Below are 23805 nucleotides of genomic sequence, written 5' to 3' on the forward strand. Positions count from 1 at the left end.
TACTTTACTTTATGCAGCAGCCCAACCGCCCCTTGACAGCTGGCTTATAACAGCGGCCGTGATGTCGAATCTTACGCTCTCCAATTCTTGGCGATCCGAGCGCACGCAGCCTCACCCTTGTTTTGCCAACTCGTTCTTTTGCAAAATGTGAGTCAGCCCATAACGTCTTCTCAAGGACCGGGCACGCATTCACGGACGGAGCAAGAATCATGACACTGCACACCGTTGCTACAGCGCGATTCCCAAAGGCTAAATATGGTTCTGCCCGCGTCTTTAACTCGTTCCGGCGCACCTTGGCTTGCGCGGGTACCCCCCATGAGTCTCACATCATGGATGAGGTTCCAAGGCCCGACGACCTTTTAAAACCTCTCATGGAAGATTGTGATGCTTAAATTCCTGGCGTTGTTCACTGCCATCGGCTGTATGAACACCTGTATTGCAGCTGAGACAGATGACCCGGCGAACTCCTTCGCGAAGATTTATGGATCTCTCTGCCTGCGGAACCTGCCAAACCTTGAGGCCCTTCGGGTGAAGCTGGCTCCCATGCCGAAGCTTCCCCCCCAAAAAGCAGCTCTATTTCTCGCAGATGCTCCAGGCGATGCATGGCCTGTTCCAGACGAGCATGGGACATTCATACTGGCCTTACCCGCAGGGAAAAAGCTGTGCGCCATTTATGCTCGCAGAGCTGATGCGAATATCACCACCCGCCTTTTCAAAACACTGGTGGCAAATCCGCCGGCTCCGTTCCATGCGGAGCTGGTAAGAGACGATCACGAGCAAACCGGCGCAAATGGCATGACGCACACCCTCTCCTACCAATGGTCTGTTCCGAACGGCACGCGAAAAATGCTGTTCACACTAACGACTGCGGCGTCTGACACTGCAAATATTCAAGCGCTTGGAACGGCCGCAGTCATTAGTCAGTGAGCGCGTCGGCTCAACGATTGAAACAGTCGACCCGACGCTGATACCGCGTCACTGCCGCGACATCGCAACTTGCCGGGGGAAGTGCCTACCGCTCAAGGTATTCGCTCACTGCGCTTTCCAGCAATTCCACTAGCTCGGGATCCATGTATTGAAAATCATCAGGGATCTCCAAAACGTCGAGAGTGGTTCGAAGCGGATGTAACGCATGCGTCAAGCAAGAGTAGCCGCTCTTGCTGCTCAACTCGTCACCTTTCAATGGACTTGGTTTATGAATGAAGTTAACCACGTATCTTACAGCTTGCATGTTCTGGCAAAAAAATCTGTACCGGATCATTGGCCGCCTTTCCTCACTCTTTGCAGTGGCCACGCTTTTTCTGATGCTTGGTGCAGTATTTTTTGTCCTCCCCATGAAGCCATTTGTCTTGCTGCTCTTTTTCCCAAGGCGACAGACAGGAGTTGAAACCGCGTCCCCACCCTTGCCAGTAGCGCCCTTGAAGATGAGCCCGGGCATCAGCGTCCCGCGCTTCATATCCTGAACCCAGCTCACGAGCTTCGCATCCACTCCGAAACCCTTCCCCATAGGCCCCGGTCAGAGGAACTGTCTTAAACCAAGCGCACCCTGGCAGACACAACATCACAGACACGACAATCCTGATACCGAGGAACTGTTTGGTCACAAAGCACTTCCGTAGAGCAAAAGGCGGAGATCTATAAATGAGATCACAATGCCATCACTTTGTTCGCCACTGGCATGCGCTACCAGCAAATTTTCTGTCGGATGATGGACTGAAATGTTTGGGCGTGGCTGTGATTCTGTATGTTTTCAAAAGATGAGACGCTGCTAGTCGCGAGCTGATTAACGGAGACTGCCGGGGCCCCGAACGTGCTATGCACGTGCCGCTGCCTGCAAAAGCGCCCTCGCCCGCAGCGCGATGGATGATATGTAGCCGCGCCGCCAGACCATACCGATGGGGCAACGGATCTGCTCCGGACGGATCGGCAGCATCACGATGTTGGCTGGCAGGCTTTCCGCTGACACGGCATGGGAATTGACCATGCTCACCAGCGGCATGCGTGACACGGCCAGCAGCAGCGCTGGTAGGTTATTCGCTTCCAGCACCAGATCTGGCAAGGGAATCGCTTCCAATGCAAAGGCGCGCTCGAGTTGCACACGCGCAAACTCCTGCTTGCTTGAGCCGGCCCATTGGTAACCGGCCAGATCACTCATCGAGACACTCTGTAAGACTGCCAACGGATGCTGATCGTTGACCACAATCTGATAGTCGTCTTCCAGCAGGTGCAGCATGTCCAGGCTCGAGTCCATCCGCTCGGGTAACGGCAACAACGCAAGTTCGACATCGCCGTTGGCCACGGCATCGAGCAAGGCGTCGCTGAATCCTGATACAAAATTAACCCGCGCTGCTGGCCGCTCCTCGATCAACCGAGGCAGCAGCGCACTCAGGGCAAAATTCGCCGCCGCCGGGGTTGAGCCGATCCGCAGTAATCCCGCTTGGCCACCGGCAACGTCACGCGCCTCCTGCAGGGCGACTTCCAACTCGCGCGAGATGGCGCGACTGCGCAGCAGAAACGCCGCGCCGGCGTCGGTCACTTCGATCCCGCGAGAAGAGCGCGAGAGCAATTTGACGCCCAACCGACGTTCCAGCCGCTGCATGGATTTGCTCAGCGCCGGTTGTGACACGCCCAGGCGCTCGGCGGCCCGGGCGAGGCTGCCAGCAGTGGCCACGGTGGAAAAATAAACCAGGTCGTCCTCAAGCATCGCCATACCATTTGGTTATTGCAAAGTGGCTCGTATGTTATTTCAGTTTATAGCCTGGCGCGCTCAAGATTAGTTTCCTGTGTGCCTCAACTAATCGGAGCCGCCACCATGAGTAGCCAGAATCCTCTCGCCATGCCACAACCCACAACCAGCCTGCGCGGCCTCGTCAGTGATCCTGAGTGGGCAGCACGGGTGGAATTGGCGGCGGCCTATCGGCTTTACACTCACTTCGGCTGGGATGACCTGGTCTTCACCCATATCTCCTGTCGGGTGCCCGGCGAGGCCAGCCATTTCCTGATCAACCCCTACGGCTATCTGTTCGACGAAATCACGGCCAGCAGCCTGGTTAAGGTCGATTACCACGGGCGCAAGGTTGCCGACTCACCCCATGACGTAAACCCCGCAGGCTTCACCATTCACAGCGCCGTGCACACCGCACGGCCGGATGCCCACTGCGTGATGCACGCTCATTCCGTCAATGGCTGTGCTGTCTCGGCGCAAACCGCCGGCCTGCTGCCGTTGTCGCAGCAGTCGCTGTTCGTGCTCGCCTCGCTGGCTTACCACGACTACGAAGGCGTGGCGCTGAACGAGGATGAGAAGCCCCGCCTGGTCGAGCACCTCGGCGACCGCACCTTCCTGATGCTGCGCAATCATGGCTTGCTGACCGTGGCCGCCAGCGTGGCCGATGCCTTCCTGGCGATGTATGTGTTCGAAGCCGCCTGCATGATTCAGGTACGCGCGCTATCTGGCGGAGTGCCAGTGGCGCCAATTGGCGCCGATGTGTTGGCGGGCATCGCCGCTCAAGCCAAGCAGGTGACCCATGGCCTGGGCGGAGCACTGGCGTGGCCCGGCCTGCTGCGCAGGCTTGACCGCATTGATCCCGGCTTTCGCCTCTGACAGGAACCCCGCATGAAACCGACTCTACAAGCCGCTTTTCATCATATGCGCGACGGTACGCTGGAGGACTGGCGTGTGATTGCAGACGAACAAAAACTGCACGCGCTTAAACTGCCTGACCGCCTGCTTGAACACCTGCGCTTGCTCAGTGGTGACTACGGTGGTTTCGCCGTAGACCGGCTGACCCATAGCCTGCAAACCGCAACCCTGGCGCACCTGGATGGCAAAGATGAGGAGTACGTGGTGTGCGCGTTGCTGCACGACATTGGTGACACGCTCGCCAGCTACAACCACGCGGACATGGCGGCGGTCATCCTGCAGCCATTTGTCAGCACGGAAAATCACTGGATGATCGCCAACCACGGGTTGTTTCAAGGCTATTATTTTTTCGAGCACCTGGGCCTTGATCGTCACTCACGTGAGCGTTTTTCGCACCTGCCTGACCTGTACCAACGAACCGTGGAGTTCTGCGAAAAATACGATGCCGCAGCTTTTGACCCGACCGCGCGCACCCTGCCGCTGGAGTTTTTCGAACCTCTGCTACGCCGAGTCATGGCCACGCCCAAACGCAGCATCTATATGGCATCGAACCGCAGCTGACAACACAGCGCTGCAAGCACGCCTTAACGCCCTCATCACAACAATCGCGCCGCTATGACGGCGTTTGGGAGACTGCCTTGTCTGGTGACCCACTCTCGACGGTATTGATGCCGTTACTGCTGGCCTTGATCATGTTTTCACTCGGACTGGGCTTGGTGCCCGCCGACTTCCGGCAGATCGCCGCACAGCCTCGCGCCTTCCTGCTCGGCTTCGCCTGCCATTTTGTTCTGCTGCCTCTGGTGTGTTTTGCGTTGCTTTCGATGTTTCCACTGCCGGGCGCAATCGCCGTCGGTTTTATGCTGATTGCGGCATGCCCGACCGGTACAACGTCCAATCTGCTGACCTATATCGCACGCGGCGATGTGGCCCTGGCACTCAGCTTTACCGCCGCCGCCAGCCTGATGACCATCATCACCTTGCCGTTGATTGTGACCCTGGCCATGGGGCACTTTCTCGGCGCGCACCAGCAAATCGACTTTCCGGTTGGCTTCATGATGATTCAAGTCTTCGCCATGCTCGGATTGCCCGTCGCCCTGGGCATGCTGGCTCGGCGCATCTGGCCGCGAACTGCGCAGCGCTTCGAGCCGCTGGCGACAAGGTTTTCGACCTTAGCGTTTGCAATCATTGTGATCGGCGCGCTGATGAAGAACTGGGCCTTGTTCGAACAGAACTTTAGCGTCGTGGCGCCACTGGCCCTGATGCTTAATGTGCTGATGCTGATCCTCGGTTTTGCAGTGGCCAAACTGGGCCGCCTGGAACGCCGCCAGGCGGTCACGATTGCCATCGAAACCGCGATGCAGAATGCCACCTTGGCCATTGTCATCGGCAGCACGGTGTTGCAAGACGATGCGCTGGTGGTGCCAGCCGCTATCTACGGCGTACTGATGTATGTGGGCGGCCTGATTTTCGCGCTTACCGTGCGCAGAAGCACCCCACCTGTTGCGCCAGAAAAAGCAGATGGGCTTATCGCTCCACGCTAAATCTCTATCCGCTGAATGCGCGACTCTGCGTCTGGCGCCTACAGCGCCGACACGATCCTTGAGCGCGGCTACCAGCACTCACACTTGCAGCAAAACCTGCGGAGCTTTGAAATGTCGAACACCACGCCGGACTTCACCCCATGCGCTGTCACCACGCTGTCATGCCCCAAAGCCAACATCCGTGGATACCCTCCCCCTACCCTTATTTAAGGACGACACATGCACACTCGCTCAAGCCCGCCACCGGTCAAAACGCTGCTTGCCCGATTTATCGTTGTCGGATGCAGCCTGCTGGTGAGCGCTTGTGACAATGTGTCTGGCATTTCAGCGGGCGGCAGGCCAGCCGCCGCTGCTTCGTTCAAAACCCTTGATGGTGCTCCGCCCCTGGTTATCGGGCATCGCGGCCTGCCGGGGCTGTATCCGGAGGAAACCCAGGCGTCTTATGAGCATGCGGCCGATGCGGGTGCAGATTCCCTCGAACTGGATCTGCACATGACCAAGGACTGTGTATTGGTGGCTCGACACAACCCCTGGTTGAGCGACAACACCAATATCAGCGACGTCGCGAAGACGAACGCCCAGGTTGCACGCCGCAAGCGCACTGTTCCAGGGGTATGGGTCAATGTCAGGTATCCCGCCACCGCAGAAAATGGCCCGGCTCGATACCTGAGTGACTTGACCGATCCCGCCGACCCAAAATCAGTGTTGAAATCCCTGGTCGTTGATGGCGAAGACCACACCAATGACTGGTCAATCAGCGACTTCACACTCGCCGAGCTCAAGCAATGGATAGGCGGCACGACTTTCGATGCCCGCGACGAGCGCCCGACCGAGCTTAACGGCAAGTTGCCGATCTTGAGCTTTCAGGAAGTGATCGACATTGCAAAAGCCAAAAGCGCAGCCACAGGCCGCGTTATTACGACCTACCCGGAAAGCAAGAATCCGATCTGGAACAATGCCCAGGCCATTGCCAATGGTTGCGGCGCACCGGGAACACATCCGTTCGAAGCGGCTATTCTCAAGACCCTTAAAGACAACAATCTAAATCGCAAGGACGCACCGGTCTTTGTACAAAGCTTTGACCCCGGCAGCTTGAAATACCTGCGCTCTATCGGCCTGCAAACCAAGGCAGTTCAGTTGGTTGATGGGAACGGCATAAACTTCAAGACCGGCGAAACACTGTTCATCACGGACAAACCCAACACGTTCGTCAGCGGCCGCCCTTACAGCTGGACCATTGCTGGCGACCCACGCTCCTTCGGTGCGCTGCTGACGCCAGCTGGATTAGCCGAGGTCAAAACCTACGCCGACGGCATTGGTCCGTGGAAGCCACAAGCCATGTTGCTTACAGCCGCTTCAGCGCAAACCGCGTCGTCCCAGCCGGGCCTGCCCCAGGTCGACACCCTCAAGCAGACCAGCCTGATCAGCGATGCTCACAAGGCAGGTTTGTTCGTCCATATATTCACCTTCCGCAACGAAGCGAAGTACTTGGCAGGTGCCTACAAGGGCAATCCAGCGGCCGAATACATGACCTTTTCCCGAGCCGGTGTTGACGGCGTATTTACAGACTTCACGCCTGATGCCGTTGCTGCGCGCAGTACCTACCTGAGGGAAGTAGCGCGCTAAAGGAAGTCATCTCGCGGCAACTATCCGGTGGCTGCCATCCTGGTGGACTGGATTGGGTTCGGCCACCGGCTGGGAATAATTCAATGGATTGGTGTGAGTGCGATCTTGATCGCGGCAACGGGCATGCAGCGTGGCTGGGAATGACGTTCGGTGATCCGAGCCAAGGCTGAGTCGGTTTGATTGCGCATGCAGATGCTCCAGACGCTGCGATGCAACGCAGTTCCCACGCACGCTGATTTATCACGAACCGGAGAACAGCCACTGCCAACGCGGCAAGCGTGATTGCCTCATAATCGCAAGCATGCGTAACTCACTCAAGATGGGCCGGTCAGAGGCTCATGACTAACCCAAGGTCGAAGAGTAAAACCATGAAAACGAATCTCATCGAAGTTGGGAATGAGCCCATTCCCGAGCTTGAGGAAGCGATTAACGTCGGGTTGAATGCATTCAATGATCAGATCACTGGCTCAAATGATCGCAGTCCACTGACAGTTATTGTCAGAGACCCCATTACGAAACAAGCCTTGGGAGGAATTATCGGAAGATCGTCTCTAGGGTTAGCGTTTCTCGATCTCTTTCATCTTCCAGACTCTCTCCGTGGATCGGGTTTAGGGACGAAAGTCCTGAAAGCCTTTGAGGAAGAGGCGCGCAGCCGAGGATGTCGCTCTGCGGTGCTTTACACCATCAGCTTCCAGGCACCTGGCTTTTACGAAAAAAACGGGTGGACACGTTTTGGGGAGATAGCCTGTGACCCGGAGGGTGCGAGTCGTGTTTTTATGAGCAAAAAGCTCTGCGGGCCAGACTAAGATCGCTACCAGTAGAGATATAGCTTGTTACAACGCGTGATCACCGCACGCTTACGGATTGTCGCTGTTACACGACGCTTCACCGTTAACCATGACCTCAGCCCTGCCCCGCCCAAAATGAAGCGCAGAATCGCTTGTACGGGTGAGGACTGCACTGCCCTCTGGGTCGGCTTGGCCTCACACACGGCTAATTCTGTTTTCTGATCAGCCTGATAGCCCACGAAGTCGAAAGCGTAGGACGCATGTGGCCAACCGTATCTGTGGTGCAGCCGCCGCAGGCCAGCGATAGTAATGACCGGTTCCAACCAGAGCGTGAGTCGGCGCGGCGACACACTGGTTGCTCCTTCCCAAAAGAGATACTTCTTAGCGTTGCTGCACGCAGCCTCGAAGGCGCCGGCCTGATGAGTCACCAGCCCGCTATCGACGGCGTCAATGAAATCACGCGCGTCGACTTCGCTGAGTTTATCAAGAGCGCTTGCGACAAACCCTCCATATGCATACTCGCGGTGATCACAGAAAACAGTACGAGCCATTCGCTGTTGTGCGTGGGTGCTACCCCAGCCTTGATTGGCAATGAAGCATGGGCACCGGTTTTTTAGGCTTGCAAGGAAGGAGCAAATGTTCGTTTTCAGCCAGTCTCGGAAGGCATCAATCCTCGATGCTCGTTAGCTCTATGCAGGCAGGGGGCCGCGCTCAAGATAGGTGCCTAATGCGATGAACGTCTTCACAGACTTGAAGCCGTCCAGGCGATGCAGTTGGCCCAGCATATTTTCCAGTTCCGCAGAGTTCTCGCTGCGCACCTTCAAAATCATTGCGGTGTCACCCGCAACGGTGTGAATTTCTTCTATCTGCGGGAAAGCGGACATCTCCAGCACGCGCCGAGTGGTTTCCCAGTTGCTCGTTTCAAGATGCACAAACGCAAGCAGGTCTCGACCGACCATCGGGCCATCCAGGAGCGCAACCGTCGCTCGAATTACACCTCTCTGCTTCAGGCGCTTCACCCGCTCATGGATAGCAGGCGCAGAGAGATGCACTTGCGCGCTCAGCTCTTTGTAACTGAGCTCGGCGTCCTGCGCCAAAACGCTTAATAGCTTTCGGTCGATTGCATCAAGTTCTACTTGGTCTCCGCGCGCACGCCGAACCGCCTTCGTATCTTCCTGCCTGGTATTTCTCCGCTGATGACAGAACCATATTATGTAAATCGGCAGGTAGGCGGAACATTATTCTGCGTTCCGTTCCATAGACGACATCGGATTCGGGAGTTCAAGGGGGGTAGATGAACATTAGCTTGATGGCCGCATTCTGGGCCGTTTCTTTGATGTTGGTGTTAACGCCGGGCGCTGACTGGGCCTATGCCATTTCGGCAGGCATGCGTGGACGTCGAGTGGTGGTACCAGCGGTCGCCGGCATGATGTCAGCACATTTGGCCGCCACATTGGTGGTCGCGGCTGGCGTAGGCGGCTTGGTGACCCGCACTCCGGGCGCGCTGTCGTTTCTGACGGTAGCCGGCGCAGCCTATTTAGCCTGGATGGGCATCGGCATGCTGAGGCATCCCAGCGCGCCGACTGAGGTTGAAGTGGAAAAGTCGGCCAGCCAATACCGCTGGGCCCTGAGAGGCGCCTGCATGGCAGGGTTGAACCCAAAGCTATTCCTGTTTTTCCTGGCTCTTTTGCCGCAATTCACGAGCCTGAGTGCAGAGTGGCCTGTGCCCGTTCAAATCATCTGCTTGGGGCTGCTGCACATCGCTGGCTGCAGTCTCGTTTACTTAGCTGTCGGATTCGGTGCCGAAGTAGTCTTGAGCAGTCGACCCATTGCAGCCAGGCGCGTCAGCCAGTTATCCGGGTTCGTGATGATTCTACTGGCCGTCGCGCTGACGGCTGAGCGCTTGGTCGTCTAGCAAAGACAAAGTGGCCGACAACGGACGTTTGGTCGATTAGATGTGTGGCCAAACGCGAAACATCGATTACTGCAAACAGGTTTGGAGGCATCACGGAGGCGCACAACCTACGGAATCCTGGGAGGCTGGTTGAGCACTGCGCATGGTTTGGCTTATAGCTTGATAAAATTTCAGGCGTTGAAAACGCAAAAACCGGGCAAGCCCGGTTTTGCGAAGCATTTGTGAATTACCCACCGAAGCTACCCCTACCCCTACCCCTCACTCGATAGCGGATGTCGTGCGATCTCACTTTAAGTTTTCATAGGCCATTTGCATCAGTCAGCAGTGAAATCAGCACATGTTTCATCAGTCATTTCTCCAAGATCGCACAGGCCGACGTAGACTTAGACTTCGAAGTCGGTCGAGAGAGACAGCTCTTTCCACTCGGCCAGTTCTGCCTCGACGAATCTGTGTTTCTCGCCGATTCGCGCCACGGTATCGCTGCCCAGCGCCAAACGCTGTGGTGGCTTTGGAGCGTTGACCAGTGCCAGAATTGCCTCGGCGAACTTCACCGGATCGCCAGGCTGTGCATGGTTGGCAGCCTCAGCAAATTCACGCATCTTGCCGACGGTCTCGTCGTAGTCCGACAGTTCGAGTGCGGTCTTGATCAGCGACTGCGCGTCAAGGAAGTCTGTGCGGAAGAAGCCTGGCTCTACGACGGTCGCGTGGATGCCCAGCGGAGCCAGCTCCTGGTGCATCGCCTCGGTGATGCCTTCTATCGCAAACTTGGTGGAACCATAGACGCCCCAACCTCGATAGGCTTGATAACCGCCCACGGAAGAGATGTTGATGACATGGCCACGGCGCTGACTGCGCATGTGCGGCAGTACCGCACGAATGACGTTGAGCACTCCGAACACGTTCGTCGAGAAGAGTCGTTCGGTTTCGCTGGCACTGGTTTCTTCCACCGCGCCCAACACACCGAAGCCAGCATTATTGATCACAACGTCGATACGACCGAAACGTTTGATGCCTTCTGCGACAGCCTGATGGGCTTCTGCTTCGCTGGTGACATCCAGACGCACTGCCAGCAGATTCGGGTGATCGCCCAATCGATCGGTGATGTCCTGCGGTTTACGAGCGGTTGCGACCACAGCATCGCCGGCACGCAGGGCGCGTTCTGCGATGAGGGTGCCAAAACCACGGGAAGCTCCAGTAATGAACCAAGTACGCATTTCAACTCCTCCTATTAGCGACCCTTGCGTTATTGCTGGGGTTTCTCGATGAGTTGACGGTACTGTAAATCTGCACCATTGCTGTGATAATCCCACAAAATCTGGATGACTTTGTGAACGGTGCTCATCAATGAAAGTTTCCTCAACTGCCGATCTCGCGATCTTCCTCTGCATTGCGCAGCACCTGAATTTCAGCCGGGCTGCGGTAGAGCTTGGCGTCACTCCCTCCGCTTTAAGTCATTCACTGCGAGCACTGGAGAATCGATTGGGCGTGCGTTTGTTCAATCGAACAACTCGCAGTGTCGCACTGACTGAAGCGGGAGAACGACTTTGCACACGGCTAAAGCCCGCTTTCCGAGACATTGATGACGCACTCGAAGACCTCAACAGATTCCGCGACAAGCCCTACGGGAATCTGCGCCTCACCGCGGGTCGCCAGGCGTGCGAGCTGGTATTGCTGCCAATCGTCAGCACGTTTCTTCAAGCGTACCCAGATATCAGGCTGGAGGTCATGGACAGCGATGCGCTGGTGGACGTGGTCGCTGGTGGTTTTGATGCGGGAGTACGTTTCGGCAATCGCTTGGAAGCCGACATGCTATCTCTGCTCATCGGGCCAAACATGCGTTCGGTGGTCGTGGGCTCACCGGCACTTTTCGAGCGGCACGCCACGCCACAAAAGCCCGAAGACCTTCACGATATACCCTGCATTCGTCATCGATTCCCCAGCGGCTCGGTGTACCGGTGGGAATTCGAACGCGGCGGGATCCCCCAAGCGCTAGAAGTCAGCGGCCCACTCACCCTGGGTGACGTGAGCTTGATGGTAGGCCCGGCATTGAAAGGGGTTGGCCTGGCTTATGTGTTTGAAGAAATGGTCAGCGATCACCTCGCCGACGGACGTCTGATCCAAGTGCTAGCGGACTGGTGCCCTTATTATCCTGGTTTGCAACTGTACTACCCAAGTCGCCGCCATGTGCCGGCGACACTCAAGGCGTTTATCGACTTTGTCCGTTCCGACCGTCAGTTGAAGACGTAAATGCAGGACGCGTCCGCTTCGTCTTGGCAGCACGGTCGAATAAGACAGGGTGCCCTGCCGATCGCCCTAATACGTGGCAGGATTCGGGCAACCAATGTTCCCGGGAATATCGAAATGTGTCCTCAAACCAAAGGTCAACCGCCGTCAGTGAGATTAAATCCACGACGATATCGTTGAGGACTTATGCCCAGCTGTTGCTGAAACCGCTCGCGCAATGTGGTCGACGAACCGAATCCAACCGTGGAAGCGATCTGCTCGACTGAGTAGCGTGTCGTTTCCAAAAGCGTCTGCGCCCGGCGCACACGCGCGTGCGACAACCACTGCAGCGGCGTGACACCCAGTATCTGGCTAAAACGCCGGCTTAATGTCCGGGTGCTCATTGCGCCTTGCAGCGCGATTGTCTGAAGTGATAACGGCTGATCCAGGTTTTTGTCTAACCATGCGAGTAACGGACTCAAGGCTAAATTCGTTTCCGGTGCATGATGGACGATAAACTGGGCTTGCCCTCCCTCTCGCTCAAGTGACACAACGGCGAGGCGCGCTGCCGCTGCCGCTGCTGCGACAGCGGCACCGAAGTCACAGCGCACCATGTGCAGGCATAAATCCAAACCTGCCGCCGCCCCCGCAGATGTCAATATCTGACCGTTGTCGACAAACAAGACGTTCGGGTCGACGTTAACATTGGGAAATAGCCTGGCCAGATCCGAAGCCGCTCGCCAGTGAGTCGTAGCTCGTAACCCATCAAGTATTTCGCTGGCCGCCAGGGTGAAGCTACCGCTGCAGATTGACGCAATTCTTGTTCCTCTCGCTTTTGCCTTTTGCAACGCCGATATCAATGCAACGGACACCGGCGCCGAGCAATCGTCGGTGCCGGGTATCATGATGGTGTCAGCATTTTCCAGTTCCTCCAGCCCCCACTTCACCGTGAGTCCAAATCCTTGAGTCTCGACATACGAGCGCTCCGCGCAAACACGTACGTCGTAAGCAGGCGCGCCAGAAGGCAGTGCCGATCGAGCGAACACCTCGTACGGAATTGAAAGGTCGAACGAGACGACGTTTGGCTGAGCAACAATGACGACCCGATGCATCCATAGGCTCCTGTAAAAACTGGATTCTGGGCTGAATTTCTATGTTAAGACAGAGATTGGCTCAATTTCTTCGAACAATGTCTTTCAGGCCAGTGTTTGCGCACCGTCATCCCTTTTAATGTAGGCACCCGGTCAGGAGACTGATGACACGAGCGTATTAACAGTGGACGCATTCAGCACGAAATTCGACGACATCACCTATCAGCAAAAATCACTGGATCGCTTGGCGTTCGCGTCTCTCGTTGAGACCTCAACCCTTGCAGCGTTGGTGTTCATCGCCGTGCCGCTTAAGCACTACGCGCACTTGCCGGTAGCAGTGTCATGGATCGGGCCGGTGCACGGCCTGGCATTCATCTTCTATGTCTGGCTGCTCAGCACGAAAGCCCACGACCCTATCTGGACACGGCGCGATATCGTTCGCCTCTGCATTTCGGCCGTCATACCGTTGAGTGGTTTCTTCAACATCGGGTTGTTCAGGAGAAGGAAAACCACGTTGTTGTCAGGAACAGCCCGATGATTTATCTGTTTCTCAAAGCAGCCCACGTGTGGGTTGTGCTGAGTTGGGTAAGTGGGTTGCTGATGCTGTCATTGGTCCTGGCGGGTGTGCAGGGTTCAATAGAAGCCGGCTCACCGACCGAGCGTCGTATCCTGATTTCGACAAGGAACTGGAACCAGGCTGTGACAGCGCCGTCCATGATTTTGACTTGGGTGATCGGGACGATCCTCGCGATTAAAGGCGGGTGGTTTGGCGCTCCATGGCTGATCGCCAAGGTGATTGGCGTCGTGGCGCTATCTGGCGTGCAGGGTGTACAAACGGGGCTGCTAAGAAGGCTGACCGGCAACGGTCTCAGCCCTCCCCCAAGTATGGTGCGCGCTATGCCTGTGATAACTATTGCAATTGCCGGATTAATCGTATTTCTCGTCATCACCAAGCCCGCGTTCCTGGCTTAACACCGAAATTCACTTTTTATAATTTCTCAGGCGTAGGCCGTCCAGAAGCGCTGACGCCTGTTAGTGAGTCAAAAAATGCTCAAGGAAACTAATGCATGCCGGAACGAAAGAAACTGCTACTGACGGGAGCAAGCCGCGGGATCGGTCATGCGACGGTAAAGCATTTCAATGCCGCGGGTTGGGAGGTGTTCACCGCCTCTCGTCAAGATTGGGTCGCCGAGTGCCCTTGGGCAGAAGGACTGCTTAATCACATTCATCTGGATCTGGAGGACATTGCCAGTGTCAGGGACAGTGTTGCCGTAATCAAAGACAAACTAGGGGGGCGCCTTGATGCGCTGGTTGATAATGCGGGTATATCGCCAAAAAGGCCCGATGGAGGACGGCTGGGTGTACTCGAAACCGACTACGCAACGTGGTTGAAGGTCTTCAACGTCAATCTGTTCTCCACGGCATTGCTGGCCCGTGAGTTGTTCGGAGAGTTGAAAAATGCGCAGGGCAGCATCATCAACGTAACGTCCATCGCCGGTTCTAAGGTTCACCCTTTTGCAGGGGTTGCTTATGCAACGTCCAAAGCGGCGCTTTCGGCTCTGACTCGTGAAATGGCTTACGATTTCGGGCCTCACGGCATTCGGGTCAATGCAATTGCTCCCGGCGAGATCGACACGGCGATTCTTTCTCCGGGCACAGCCGACATTGTTGAACGGCTTGTACCGATGATGCGTATGGGGAAACCAGAGGAAGTTGCTTCCTTGATTTACTTCCTCTGCACCAGCGGCGCTTCTTATGTAAACGGTGCTGAGATACACGTAAATGGCGGTCAGCATGTCTGATTACGATTAATCCCAAGTGTGATGCCGATACTGGTCTCACAGTCGTAAAGCAACACATCAGCACCAGCATCACAACGGGACGACAGATGAGGCGGCCACCGACCTCCAATGCTGTCTATCAAACTGCAACGAGATCACTGATGAAACTACAGGTAGCAGCTTTATTTTTATTGACAGTGTCGACGGCTCACGCGGCTCAGGAACCCGAAGCTGTTTTCAATCGGACATGCACCATGTGTCACAGTGGTCAATTGCCTATGGCGCCCAAAAAAGGCGATCAAGAGGCTTGGAAACCACGGTTGGAAAAAGGCACGGAGGTTTTGGTGAAGCACGTAACGGAAGGCTTCAGAGCCATGCCGGCTCGGGGCATGTGCATGGATTGCACCGCCGACGACTACAAAGCGGTGATCGCCTGGATGTCGAAGTAGATCGCACCCTTCCATGATTTTACTGACCACCCGCCACCTGCGGCATTTGATTAACCTCTGATAACTTGTGCGAGGCGGACTACCATTTGCTCGGCTTGCTGCTTGTCGACTACGTTCGTAAAACTCAGCAGCAAGCCGCGCTCGGCCGTGGGGGTCAGGTACCAATTGGACAGTGCCTCCACTCGAAGTCCGGCATCTTTTGCGCGTTGTGAAATGGCTTGGTCGTCCGCGCTCGGATTCAGGCGCGCCACCAGATGCATACCCCCTACCCCGTGATCAATCGAGAGGCAATCACTCAGTTTTTCGAGCAACGCTTCGACCAGCAATTGGCGCCGATTCGAATAGAGGCTGCGCATTTTTTTAAGGTGCCTTCCAAAATGCCCCTGCTCAATGAACCTGGCGGTCGCCACCTGCCAAAGCTGAGGACAATGGCTGTGCATTTTATCGGCGATCTCCGAGACACGAGGAACAAGTTCGTTAGGCACCACCAAGTACGCAAGTCTCAAACCAGGCAACAAAACCTTGCTGAAGGTTCCGCAGTACAGAACTCGATCCTGGGCATCCAGACTTTTAAGCGCAGGCAACGGCCGGCCTTGATATCGATATTCACTGTCGTAGTCATCTTCGATAATCCAGCTCCCATTTCGACTGGCCCAATCCAGTAGAGCCTGACGCCGGGGCATTGCCAACGCTACGCACAGAGGGCTTTGATGGGTTGGAGTTACGACCGCGAAGCGAGCGTCGGGTGCATGCTGAACACCGACGTCGACGACCATGCCATCGCTGTCCACGGGGACTGGCACCAGCTCTGCCCCTGCTTCTTGTAGAAAAAGGTTGGCCGCAACGTACCCAGGATCTTCCACCCAGCACCTGTCCCCTGGCTGCAGCACACTACGGCAAATCAGGTCCAGACTGGCCCGATAGCCTGCGACGATGAAGATCTGCCCTGGCGAGCAGAATATTCCTCGCGAAACCCCTAGATAACCGGCGACCGCAGACCGCAAGGCAGCATGTCCCCTGGCGTCGGGGTATATCGCACCGTCCAGAAAAGAATTCCGGCACTCGAACGATACGATACGGTTCCACAGCTTGCGGGGAAAAGCGTCCAGCGCGGGCAACCCCATTTGAAAGGGCAAAGGCGGCTCTCCCGAATGCACCAGAGAGGTTTGAAGTAATGAATGGGGCAGCGTGTTTGCTGCTACCGGCGCGGGCTTTAAGAGAGGCGAGACAATGGTGCCGGCAGCACCGCGGCCAACGAGATACCCCTCGTTGATCAGCTGCTGGTAAGCGTTTTCGACGGTACCCCGGGCCAGGTTCAGCTCCGACGAGAGTGCACGTATTGATGGCACGCGATCCCCCGGCTTCAATCGACCATCGGCAATCGACGTACGTATTCGCAAATAAATCTGTCGATAAAGCGGCGGCGTTTCTTCTCTATCAACAACGATCTTTTTCACCCAACTTGTCCTATTCATTTAGCCATTTTTTGGCCCTATAGAATAAGGCATCAAGGCCGTACGCTGTGATCCGTTTTCATCAGCACCGCGCCTGAGAGAGATCAGGATTCAAACAGCTCTGGATAGACTGATTGCTGCGTCGGGCAGGCGTTTTTGCCTTATTCAGGTCCTGATTGCACTTTCGGTTCATTCCCGCAAACAGCGCGCCCGTTATACCTCTACCCCCGCGCGCGTAGGCGGTTTTTCAGTTTCTTTTTCACAGAATATCGGGGCCAGAAATAACCTCGACAGCAGGAATAAAAGCAATGCAAAGCTCCTCAAACCCAGAGTCTATCCATACAGGTAACGGTCTCCTTTCCGAGAGTGACGCCACCCTGGCAGTCTGGATACCTGCTGTAATGGCGGCGGGCTATCCTTGGCTTCTCGACGCGTTTCATTGGGCGGTTGCACCTTCGGGTGCGGCTGTATCGAGCGGTGATATATCGGTGGGCGCGTTCGCTCTGGCCTCATTGATACTGATCTTGGCGTTTGCAATGCCGTTGCTCAGCCTGACGATTGCGGGGCGGCCACAGCACTCCTCAACAACGACCGCTGCAAATATCCGCGCGCGCCGATTCGCTTTGCTGACCGTGGCGGCGCCGACAATTTACGTATTCTTCGGGGTGCTTTCCTACATGGCGGGAAGCAAGGTGCCTGACACATGGATCTGGACACCTGCCTGGCTGCTATTCGGGTTTCTCGCATCCCGCAACACAGCCGCCGTCATCCGCCCACCGGCCCGTGGGTCTGCACGCTTGCGGGTTGCCCATGGGGTAAGCGGCGCCCTGGCCGCGCTGTATGTTCTGTTTCACATTTTCAACCATCTGTTCGGGCTGATCAGTCCTGAAGCACATGCCGCGGTAATGGACATCGGGCGCACGGTTTACCGGGCAAAGCTGGTTGAGCCATTGCTGGTGACTGTGATGCTATTCCAGATATTTACCGGCTTGCGCCTCGTCTGGACATGGAGCGAAACGTCCGTAGACCGTTATCGCATGTTCCAGATCGCCTCTGGCGTGTTCATGTCGATCTTCATCCTGGGCCACATGAACTCGGTTTTTTTCTACGCCCGAACCTGGCTTGATATACCCACTGATTGGTCGTTCGCTACTGGGGCGCCGACTGGGCTCATCCATGACGCATGGAATATCCGCCTGCTCCCCCACTACGCGCTTGGAGTGTTCTTCGTGCTTGCGCATTTGGCTTCCGGACTGCGTGTAGTCATGCTGACGCACGGAGTGAAGCCCGTGGCCGCGAATAGGCTTTGGTGGGTGGCTGTCTGCCTTAGCGCCTTCATTTCGGCAGCGATCATGTGTGGTATGACTGGCATGAGACTGGTCTGATCGACCCAACATTTTTTTGAGTCTTCTCTTCGATTCCGCTGTTGTTGCACAGAATCAAACTGGAAACGTCACTTCGATTTTGCCCAGCCTGCAAAGGCTGGGCAGCGAATCATTGCTGATCAAACGGCTGCGACAGACGTTACTTCAAACAAAATATCTGGGTGATACAAGCGTTTCACCTCCAGGAGTGTCGATGTCGGCTTGCAACCGGCTTCTGCCAGGCGGGTCGTGATTTTTTCCATAGCGGCGAAGAATTGTTCAATATCTGTCGTGTAATAAGTGACGCTTACTACATTTGCCAAGGTCGCTCCGCCTTCCGCCAACACACGCTCCAGGTTGTCTACTGATTTCTCCAACTGGGCACCCATATCGCCTGGGTGCAGGATATTGCCATCTGCATCGACAGAACTCTGTCCTGATACATAGAGGGTACGGGCGGAAGCGCTTATAACTCTGCCCCACACAAAGCCATGAGGTTCATTCCACGTCCAGCCTTTCGGCGTGAGTATCGAGCGACTCGCCGTCGGGGTGCCGTCAGGGGCAATAACGGACTTGACCGTTAGATGTTCGCTCGCCGCCATGGTTTTTTTTGACAAGAGCGCTATGAACGGCATCGCAGCGACTGTCAGTAATCCTTTCATCCAAAGTCTTCTGACATTCATAGGTGACATGTGAATTTCCTGTTTGGTGATGTGGCAAAGCCTCAACCACTTCATGCACGGGTAGGTAGGGTTGCTGAGTTACATCGAGTGGTCACGGCGAGCTAGTCTTGGACCGGACCGTTGAGCGGGATGGCTGGTGGCGTTAGGACGAATAGAGCCCTGAACGGTGTATTGCCAGGATTTGCAAAGCCATGTGTTTCTGAAGTGGTAAACGACAAGCTATCACCCTCCCGAAGATCGAAAAACTCGTCGTTTACACGAACGGTTCCCTGCCCCCCAGTGACCACCAGCAGGATCGAAGTGTCGCCATAGGTCAAGTCGTCGATTTGGTCACCGGGGGCTAAATCCAGTTCGTAGGCTTCCACATGCTGAAACGGGCGCGGGGTAATCAGATACTTCTTCGACGCTTCACCCCATTCAACGAAAGACCGCTCCTCCTTGCGGACAACACGTGAGCGTGGAGCCGCTTCTTCATCGCTGACCAAATCGCCGAGGGAAAGGCCAAGCGCTTTGGCAATCCGAACCATTGTGGCTAATCCTGGCGAGGCTTTGCCGTTCTCGATCTGGCTGATCATGCTCGCACTTGTCGCCGAATCATCGGCCAGACGGCGGACGGTAAGCTTGCGCATCTTGCGGAAGGTTCGGATTTTCAGGCCTAAACTGCCTGCGGATTCAGTCTGGAGCATTCTGGGACCCACTAAACACCTTGTTAACCCATATTGAACATTTTGTTCAATATGTTTGTCAAGGTGCTCCGTCCCTCGAAGGTTGTCTTCAACGGTCGTAACCGTCGAAGACAAAGTACTTCATCCGCTCCGTCCATGGCTGCGAGGCGGATGGTTACTGTTCATACGCGTGTCCTTGTTGTAACTCCAGCTTCACGGCCTTTTCTGTCTGGAGCGCCTCACCACGCGTCGCCAGTTTACGCAGGGCCACATAGAACACCGGGGTCAAAAACAGGCCAAATAACGTAACGCCCAACATGCCGGCGAAGACCGCAACGCCGGTGGCCAGGCGCACTTCACTGCCGGCCCCGCCGCCAATCAGCAGCGGTACCGACCCTGCGATAAAGGCCACAGACGTCATAACGATCGGGCGCAGTCGCAAATGACACGCCTCCAGTGCTGAGTCGACGATACTTCTCCCCTGCATTTCAAGTTCACGGGCGAACTCGACGATCAAAATCGCGTTCTTGCAGGCCAACCCCATGAGAACCACCAATCCGACCTGCACGAACACGTTGTTGTCTCCACCACTCAGCCAGACCCCGACCAGGGCAGAACACATGCAGACCGGTACGATCAGAATAACGGCCAAGGGCAATGTCCAGCTTTCATACAGAGACGCCAGGACGAGGAAAACCAGCATCACCGCCAACGGAAACACGATCAGCGCAGCGTTGTTCTGACTCACCTGCTGGTAGCTCAAATCAGTCCATTCCAGTTCGATACCCCGAGGCAGCACTCGCTTGGCAATCTCAGTCAACTGAGTGATGGCTTGGGCAGAGGAGAAAACTTTCGGGTCTGCGTCCCCGATCACATCCGCCGCCGGCACGCCGTTGTAGCGGATCACCGGGTCGGGACCAAACGTGGGCTCGATGGTCACCATCGAACCTACCGGGACCATTTCACCACGGCCATTGCGGGTACGCAGATTACCGATGTCCTGGGCCGTCTGGCGGTGCGAAGTATCGGCTTGGGCCATCACGCGGTAAACGCGACCAAATGCGTTGAAGTCGTTAACGTAAACAGAGCCCAGATACGTCTGCAAGGTATCGAAAAGGTCCGTCAGGGATACGCCCTGGGCCTTGGCCTTGACCCGGTCAACCTTAACCTCCAGTTGCGGAATGTTTGCCTGGTAGGAACTCACGGGATAGGTAAAGCCCGGGGTTTGCGCGATCTCCGTCAGGAATGCGTTCAACGCGTTTTGCAGAGCGCCATAACCCAGGCCCGCCCGGTCCTTCAAGTACAGTGAATAACCTGATCCATTACCCAGTCCCTGAATCGGCGGAGGCATCAGTGCGTAGGCTGTACCCTCTTTAATCGCGGCGAACCTGGCATTGAGTTCGTCATTGATCGCAGCTGCACTGCGGCTTCGCTCGCCGAACGGTTTCAGGATGATATAAAGCGCAGTCAGGTTCGGCGTATTGACGTTCTGCAAAGCGTTCAGCCCCGCGTAAGCAGCAACCATATCGACACCCTCTACACCTTTGGCAATATCGATCATCTGTCGAGTTACGGCATCAGTACGCGACAGTGACGATCCTTCCGGTAGCTTGGCACCTGCAAAGAGGTAGAGCTTATCCTGCGTGGGGATAAACCCGCCGGGCACTTGCTGGAACAATACCACCGTGCCAACGAGCAGCAGCGCATACACGAGGAACACGCTACCGCGACGTCCCAACGCCGACGCCACTGCGCCCGTGTAGCGTTCCGAGCTGCGCAGGAAAAATCGGTTAAACGGCCGAAACAACCAACCCAATGTCGAATCCATGAGCCGTGATAACTGATCCTTAGGGGAATCGTGCCCCCGCAGCAGTTTGGCGGCCAGCGCAGGTGACAAGGTCAGAGAGTTCGCTGCCGAAATCACCGTTGAAATCGCGATGGTCACCGCGAACTGTTTATAGAACTCACCGGTGACACCGCTCAGGAATGCCATCGGGACGAACACAGCACAAAGCACCAGAGAGATCGCAACGATCGGCCCCGAGACTTCGCGCATTGCCTTATATGCCGCATCTCGGGGGCTCAAGCCCTCCTCTATATTTCGCTCGACGTTCTCGACCACAACGATCGCATCGTCGACCACGATCCCAATCGCCAACACCAGTCCGAACAGGGTCAGGGTGTTGATCGAATAACCGAGCAGATAAAGAAACGCGAATGTACCCACTACAGAAACGGGCACTGCGATCAGCGGAATGATTGAGGCGCGCCAACTCTGCAAGAACAGGATGACCACCAGGACCACCAGCACCACCGCCTCAAACAGCGTGTGCTGCACGGACTTGATGGATTCGCGAACAAACACGGTCGGGTCCCACACAGCTTTATAGGCAATATCCTTGGGAAAGTCCCCTGCCAACTGGTCGAGCCGTTTATAGACCTCATCAGCCACACCCAGCGCGTTGGCGCCTGGCGACAAGAAGATCCCGGCAGTGGTCGCGTTTTGTTGATCCTGCAACGCACGCATCGTGTAGTCGCCGGCGCCGAGTTCGATTCGGGCGACATCACCCAATCTAACCACCTGACCATTTGCGCCTGCCTTCAACACGATGTCGGCGAACTCACGCTCGGTTCGCAGGCGTCCGCGGACATTGATCGAGATCAACATATCGGTGGCTTTCGGTGAAGGTTCCGCTCCCAGTTGCCCGGAAGACACCTGGACATTCTGCTCACGCACGGCGTTTAGGGCATCACTGGCAGTGAGACCGCGGGAGGACAGTTTATTGGGGTCAAGCCATAGGCGCATGGCGTAGTCGCCTGAACCATACAGACCGACGTCGCCAATGCCTCTTATGCGAGACAACTCGTCCTTCACATGCAACGTCATGTAATTACGCAAATACAAAGAGTCGTACGAATTCCCCGGAGAGTAGAGACTGACGTACATCAGGGGCGTGGGTGATTGTTTCTGAGTGGTAACCCCATATTGGCGTACTTGCTCCGGTAACCGCGATAACGCCTGGCTCACGCGGTTCTGCACACGCACGGCGGCAGTGTCCGGGTCGACATCGGGTAAAAAAGTAACGACCACCTGCAGGCTGCCATCCGACCCGGCAACCGACTTTAGATACATGATGCCTTCCACCCCGTTGATCGCCTCTTCCAGTGGCGTTGCCACAGACTCGGCAATTTCCTTGGGGTTAGCCCCTGGATAGGTGGCACGGACGACGACGCTTGGCGGTACAACCTCCGGATATTCGCTGATGGGCATTAACGGAATTGCGATTAGTCCCGCAACGAACGTAATAATGGCAAGCACGATGGCAAAGATCGGACGATCAATGAAAAACCTGGAAAAATCCATGCTCGGCCTCCCTTAATGCTTGGCAGCTGTAATGACGAGTTGTGACGGCTTTAGTGGCATGCCTGGGTAATAGATGCGCTGTATGCCTCCAACCACCAGCTTGTCACCTGGCTTGAGCCCCGATTGGACGATGCGCAAGCCATCTTGAGTCTGGCCTAACACGATGTCTTTGCGTTCGGCGGTGCTGTCGGCACCGACGACATAAACGTATTTGCGGTCCTGGTCCGTCAACACCGCCTTGTCGTCGATCAAAATAGCGTCGGTCTTGTGTTGAGCTGACAGTTGCACGCGTGCAAAGAGACCTGGCGTGAACTCGTGATTACTATTGGAAAGTGTCGCCCGTAGACGGATAGTGCCGGTGGACGGGTCCACTTGATTGTCGAGAAAGTCGACAGTGCCGGTGTGAGGAAAACCTTGCTCGTTTGCCAGCCCTACGCGTACGCCGAGTTGTTCGGTTTGACCCTGAGCGCTACGCGCTTGTTGGCTGTAGCGCAAGTAGCTGTACTCGTCAGGGTCAAAATAGACATACACCGGATTTTGCGACACCACCGACGTCAGCAGTGTTTGATCGGCGACGGCGAGGTTGCCCACCGTCAAGGCCGCTCGACTGACACGACCATTGATGGGGGACCGGACTTCGGTGAACTCAAGATCGAGTTTGGCAAGCGCTACTGCGGCTGCGGCGTCCTGAACATCTGCCTGGCTCTGATTGAAATTAGCCCGCCGCGTATCAGCCTCTTCTCTGGAAATAGCATTGGCTTGCACCAACACTCTGGCGCGACGATCTTGCGCCTCATTCATTACCACCGACGCTCTGGCCTTCTCCAGCCGAGCCAACGCGCTGTTCAATGCCGCTTGATATTTGCGGGAATCAATCTGAAAAAGAGGATCGCCCTTCCGAACCTCGTCCCCTTCCTTAAAAGCAATCTTCTCCACATAGCCCGTTACGCGTGGACGTACCTCAACTGAATCAACTGCGCTGATTCTTCCATTGAACTCATCCCACTGCCGAATGGAAGTTTGGGTGACAGTCCTAAAATCAACTTCGGCAGGGGCGCTACTCACTGCAGTCTCTTTCGGCTCATTGCAACCAGAAAGATTCACAGCCAGCACCAGCGTCCCCAAGCCTGCGATCCTCCTGCACATAGAATAGCGGGTGACGTATTTCGCCCTAATTTGGATGAGCGCTTTCATCGAGCCATTTTCCCTTGCGATAAGCGG

Annotated in this window: 24 protein-coding genes and 1 pseudogene; 14 read left to right on the forward strand and 11 right to left on the reverse strand. The window is 55.9% G+C overall.

Features of this window, described 5'->3' with window-relative positions; all coding sequences use genetic code 11:
• Window positions 1-384 precede the first annotated feature (384 nt).
• On the forward strand, window positions 385-927 hold the full coding sequence (locus tag L4G42_RS05255; protein WP_237252082.1) for an NMCC_0638 family (lipo)protein: 543 nt from the start codon (window positions 385-387) through the stop codon (window positions 925-927).
• A gap of 85 nt (window positions 928-1012) precedes the next feature.
• Here the strand turns inward: L4G42_RS05255 and L4G42_RS05260 are convergent, their stop codons facing one another.
• Window positions 1013-1489, reverse strand: a complete 477-nt coding sequence (locus tag L4G42_RS05260; protein ID WP_237252083.1) for a hypothetical protein — start codon at window positions 1487-1489, stop codon at window positions 1013-1015.
• A gap of 324 nt (window positions 1490-1813) precedes the next feature.
• Window positions 1814-2704, reverse strand: a complete 891-nt coding sequence (locus tag L4G42_RS05265; RefSeq protein WP_237252084.1) for a LysR family transcriptional regulator — start codon at window positions 2702-2704, stop codon at window positions 1814-1816.
• A 108-nt stretch (window positions 2705-2812) separates the two neighbouring features.
• Here L4G42_RS05265 and L4G42_RS05270 point away from each other — a divergent pair, with 108 nt between their 5' ends.
• The 6 genes and pseudogenes from L4G42_RS05270 to L4G42_RS05295 all read left to right on the forward strand — a co-directional run bounded on the left by L4G42_RS05270 (window position 2813) and on the right by L4G42_RS05295 (window position 7613).
• Window positions 2813-3601 (forward strand): class II aldolase/adducin family protein, encoded by a 789-nt coding sequence (locus tag L4G42_RS05270; protein ID WP_237252085.1) that lies wholly within the window; start codon window positions 2813-2815, stop codon window positions 3599-3601.
• 12 nt (window positions 3602-3613) lie between these two features.
• Complete coding sequence (locus L4G42_RS05275) at window positions 3614-4201, forward strand: HD domain-containing protein (protein WP_237252086.1); 588 nt, start codon at window positions 3614-3616, stop codon at window positions 4199-4201.
• Window positions 4202-4308: 107 nt separating this feature from the next.
• The gene (locus tag L4G42_RS05280; RefSeq protein WP_237252087.1) at window positions 4309-5181 is read left to right on the forward strand and encodes a bile acid:sodium symporter family protein; all 873 of its coding nucleotides are present in this window, start codon (window positions 4309-4311) and stop codon (window positions 5179-5181) included.
• A 219-nt stretch (window positions 5182-5400) separates the two neighbouring features.
• Window positions 5401-6807, forward strand: a complete 1407-nt coding sequence (locus tag L4G42_RS05285) for a glycerophosphodiester phosphodiesterase family protein (protein ID WP_237260609.1) — start codon at window positions 5401-5403, stop codon at window positions 6805-6807.
• 21 nt (window positions 6808-6828) lie between these two features.
• A pseudogene (locus L4G42_RS05290) lies at window positions 6829-6951 on the forward strand (EamA family transporter); the annotation flags it as partial.
• A gap of 224 nt (window positions 6952-7175) precedes the next feature.
• Entirely contained in the window at window positions 7176-7613 is a 438-nt protein-coding gene (locus tag L4G42_RS05295; RefSeq protein WP_237252089.1) for a GNAT family N-acetyltransferase, read from the forward strand.
• Between the two features lie 5 nt (window positions 7614-7618).
• Here L4G42_RS05295 and L4G42_RS05300 read toward each other — a convergent pair whose 3' ends face one another.
• Complete coding sequence (locus tag L4G42_RS05300) at window positions 7619-8146, reverse strand: hypothetical protein (protein WP_237259420.1); 528 nt, start codon at window positions 8144-8146, stop codon at window positions 7619-7621.
• A 138-nt stretch (window positions 8147-8284) separates the two neighbouring features.
• Complete coding sequence (locus L4G42_RS05305; RefSeq protein ID WP_272905097.1) at window positions 8285-8821, reverse strand: Lrp/AsnC family transcriptional regulator; 537 nt, start codon at window positions 8819-8821, stop codon at window positions 8285-8287.
• Between the two features lie 68 nt (window positions 8822-8889).
• On the opposite strand from L4G42_RS05305, the gene L4G42_RS05310 reads away from it, so the two are divergent.
• Window positions 8890-9510, forward strand: a complete 621-nt coding sequence (locus L4G42_RS05310; protein WP_237252091.1) for a LysE family translocator — start codon at window positions 8890-8892, stop codon at window positions 9508-9510.
• Window positions 9511-9893: 383 nt separating this feature from the next.
• On the opposite strand, the gene L4G42_RS05315 is transcribed toward L4G42_RS05310, so the two are convergent.
• Window positions 9894-10724: an oxidoreductase gene (locus tag L4G42_RS05315; protein ID WP_237252092.1), complete on the reverse strand. Its 831-nt coding sequence runs from the start codon at window positions 10722-10724 to the stop codon at window positions 9894-9896.
• Window positions 10725-10854: 130 nt separating this feature from the next.
• On the opposite strand from L4G42_RS05315, the gene L4G42_RS05320 reads away from it, so the two are divergent.
• Complete coding sequence (locus L4G42_RS05320; protein ID WP_237252093.1) at window positions 10855-11757, forward strand: LysR family transcriptional regulator; 903 nt, start codon at window positions 10855-10857, stop codon at window positions 11755-11757.
• Window positions 11758-11891: 134 nt separating this feature from the next.
• Here L4G42_RS05320 and L4G42_RS05325 read toward each other — a convergent pair whose 3' ends face one another.
• Window positions 11892-12845, reverse strand: a complete 954-nt coding sequence (locus L4G42_RS05325) for a GlxA family transcriptional regulator (protein WP_237260613.1) — start codon at window positions 12843-12845, stop codon at window positions 11892-11894.
• Window positions 12846-13008: 163 nt separating this feature from the next.
• Between L4G42_RS05325 and L4G42_RS05330 the strand changes: the two genes are divergently transcribed.
• The 4 genes from L4G42_RS05330 (at window position 13009) to L4G42_RS05345 (ending at window position 15054) form a co-directional block, all read left to right on the forward strand.
• Window positions 13009-13362: a DUF3817 domain-containing protein gene (locus tag L4G42_RS05330; protein ID WP_237252095.1), complete on the forward strand. Its 354-nt coding sequence runs from the start codon at window positions 13009-13011 to the stop codon at window positions 13360-13362.
• Complete coding sequence (locus L4G42_RS05335) at window positions 13359-13796, forward strand: CopD family protein (RefSeq protein WP_237252096.1); 438 nt, start codon at window positions 13359-13361, stop codon at window positions 13794-13796. Before L4G42_RS05330 ends, L4G42_RS05335 begins: the two co-directional genes overlap by 4 nt.
• Before the next feature lie 95 nt (window positions 13797-13891).
• Complete coding sequence (locus L4G42_RS05340) at window positions 13892-14626, forward strand: SDR family NAD(P)-dependent oxidoreductase (RefSeq protein ID WP_237252097.1); 735 nt, start codon at window positions 13892-13894, stop codon at window positions 14624-14626.
• A 137-nt stretch (window positions 14627-14763) separates the two neighbouring features.
• Window positions 14764-15054, forward strand: coding sequence for a c-type cytochrome (locus tag L4G42_RS05345; RefSeq protein ID WP_419789342.1), 291 nt, complete (start codon window positions 14764-14766; stop codon window positions 15052-15054).
• 50 nt (window positions 15055-15104) lie between these two features.
• Here L4G42_RS05345 and pdxR read toward each other — a convergent pair whose 3' ends face one another.
• A complete protein-coding gene (pdxR, locus tag L4G42_RS05350; protein WP_419789332.1) occupies window positions 15105-16529 on the reverse strand; it encodes a MocR-like pyridoxine biosynthesis transcription factor PdxR in 1425 nt (474 codons plus the stop codon).
• Window positions 16530-16816: 287 nt separating this feature from the next.
• Between pdxR and L4G42_RS05355 the strand changes: the two genes are divergently transcribed.
• Window positions 16817-17893 carry a hypothetical protein gene (locus L4G42_RS05355; RefSeq protein ID WP_237252099.1) on the forward strand — a complete coding sequence of 359 codons (1077 nt, stop codon included), beginning with the start codon at window positions 16817-16819 and terminating at the stop codon, window positions 17891-17893.
• Window positions 17894-18012: 119 nt separating this feature from the next.
• Here the strand turns inward: L4G42_RS05355 and L4G42_RS05360 are convergent, their stop codons facing one another.
• The 4 genes from L4G42_RS05360 to L4G42_RS05375 form a co-directional block, all read right to left on the reverse strand.
• The gene (locus L4G42_RS05360; RefSeq protein WP_237260615.1) at window positions 18013-18564 is read right to left on the reverse strand and encodes a RidA family protein; all 552 of its coding nucleotides are present in this window, start codon (window positions 18562-18564) and stop codon (window positions 18013-18015) included.
• A 92-nt stretch (window positions 18565-18656) separates the two neighbouring features.
• Window positions 18657-19241, reverse strand: coding sequence for a helix-turn-helix domain-containing protein (locus L4G42_RS05365; protein ID WP_237252101.1), 585 nt, complete (start codon window positions 19239-19241; stop codon window positions 18657-18659).
• A gap of 154 nt (window positions 19242-19395) precedes the next feature.
• A complete protein-coding gene (locus L4G42_RS05370) occupies window positions 19396-22584 on the reverse strand; it encodes an efflux RND transporter permease subunit (RefSeq protein ID WP_237252102.1) in 3189 nt (1062 codons plus the stop codon).
• 12 nt (window positions 22585-22596) lie between these two features.
• Entirely contained in the window at window positions 22597-23730 is a 1134-nt protein-coding gene (locus L4G42_RS05375; RefSeq protein ID WP_419789343.1) for an efflux RND transporter periplasmic adaptor subunit, read from the reverse strand.
• Window positions 23731-23805: the final 75 nt, after the last annotated feature.

This window comes from Pseudomonas petrae, from assembly GCF_021728295.1.
GTDB lineage: Bacteria > Pseudomonadota > Gammaproteobacteria > Pseudomonadales > Pseudomonadaceae > Aquipseudomonas > Aquipseudomonas petrae.

What these genes read in the sequence shown, in the direction of transcription:
- L4G42_RS05255 (WP_237252082.1), top strand. Translation starts at nt 385, where the DNA reads ATGCTTAAATTCCTGGCGTTGTTCACTGCCATCGGCTGTATGAACACC.
- L4G42_RS05265 (WP_237252084.1), bottom strand. Translation starts at nt 2,704, where the DNA reads ATGCTTGAGGACGACCTGGTTTATTTTTCCACCGTGGCCACTGCTGGC.
- L4G42_RS05270 (WP_237252085.1), top strand. Translation starts at nt 2,813, where the DNA reads ATGAGTAGCCAGAATCCTCTCGCCATGCCACAACCCACAACCAGCCTG.
- L4G42_RS05275 (WP_237252086.1), top strand. Translation starts at nt 3,614, where the DNA reads ATGAAACCGACTCTACAAGCCGCTTTTCATCATATGCGCGACGGTACG.
- L4G42_RS05280 (WP_237252087.1), top strand. Translation starts at nt 4,309, where the DNA reads ATGCCGTTACTGCTGGCCTTGATCATGTTTTCACTCGGACTGGGCTTG.
- L4G42_RS05285 (WP_237260609.1), top strand. Translation starts at nt 5,401, where the DNA reads ATGCACACTCGCTCAAGCCCGCCACCGGTCAAAACGCTGCTTGCCCGA.
- L4G42_RS05295 (WP_237252089.1), top strand. Translation starts at nt 7,176, where the DNA reads ATGAAAACGAATCTCATCGAAGTTGGGAATGAGCCCATTCCCGAGCTT.
- L4G42_RS05300 (WP_237259420.1), bottom strand. Translation starts at nt 8,146, where the DNA reads ATGGCTCGTACTGTTTTCTGTGATCACCGCGAGTATGCATATGGAGGG.
- L4G42_RS05310 (WP_237252091.1), top strand. Translation starts at nt 8,890, where the DNA reads ATGAACATTAGCTTGATGGCCGCATTCTGGGCCGTTTCTTTGATGTTG.
- L4G42_RS05315 (WP_237252092.1), bottom strand. Translation starts at nt 10,724, where the DNA reads ATGCGTACTTGGTTCATTACTGGAGCTTCCCGTGGTTTTGGCACCCTC.
- L4G42_RS05320 (WP_237252093.1), top strand. Translation starts at nt 10,855, where the DNA reads ATGAAAGTTTCCTCAACTGCCGATCTCGCGATCTTCCTCTGCATTGCG.
- L4G42_RS05325 (WP_237260613.1), bottom strand. Translation starts at nt 12,845, where the DNA reads ATGCATCGGGTCGTCATTGTTGCTCAGCCAAACGTCGTCTCGTTCGAC.
- L4G42_RS05335 (WP_237252096.1), top strand. Translation starts at nt 13,359, where the DNA reads ATGATTTATCTGTTTCTCAAAGCAGCCCACGTGTGGGTTGTGCTGAGT.
- L4G42_RS05340 (WP_237252097.1), top strand. Translation starts at nt 13,892, where the DNA reads ATGCCGGAACGAAAGAAACTGCTACTGACGGGAGCAAGCCGCGGGATC.
- pdxR (WP_419789332.1), bottom strand. Translation starts at nt 16,529, where the DNA reads ATGAATAGGACAAGTTGGGTGAAAAAGATCGTTGTTGATAGAGAAGAA.
- L4G42_RS05355 (WP_237252099.1), top strand. Translation starts at nt 16,817, where the DNA reads ATGCAAAGCTCCTCAAACCCAGAGTCTATCCATACAGGTAACGGTCTC.
- L4G42_RS05360 (WP_237260615.1), bottom strand. Translation starts at nt 18,564, where the DNA reads ATGTCACCTATGAATGTCAGAAGACTTTGGATGAAAGGATTACTGACA.
- L4G42_RS05365 (WP_237252101.1), bottom strand. Translation starts at nt 19,241, where the DNA reads ATGCTCCAGACTGAATCCGCAGGCAGTTTAGGCCTGAAAATCCGAACC.
- L4G42_RS05370 (WP_237252102.1), bottom strand. Translation starts at nt 22,584, where the DNA reads ATGGATTTTTCCAGGTTTTTCATTGATCGTCCGATCTTTGCCATCGTG.
- L4G42_RS05375 (WP_419789343.1), bottom strand. Translation starts at nt 23,730, where the DNA reads ATGTGCAGGAGGATCGCAGGCTTGGGGACGCTGGTGCTGGCTGTGAAT.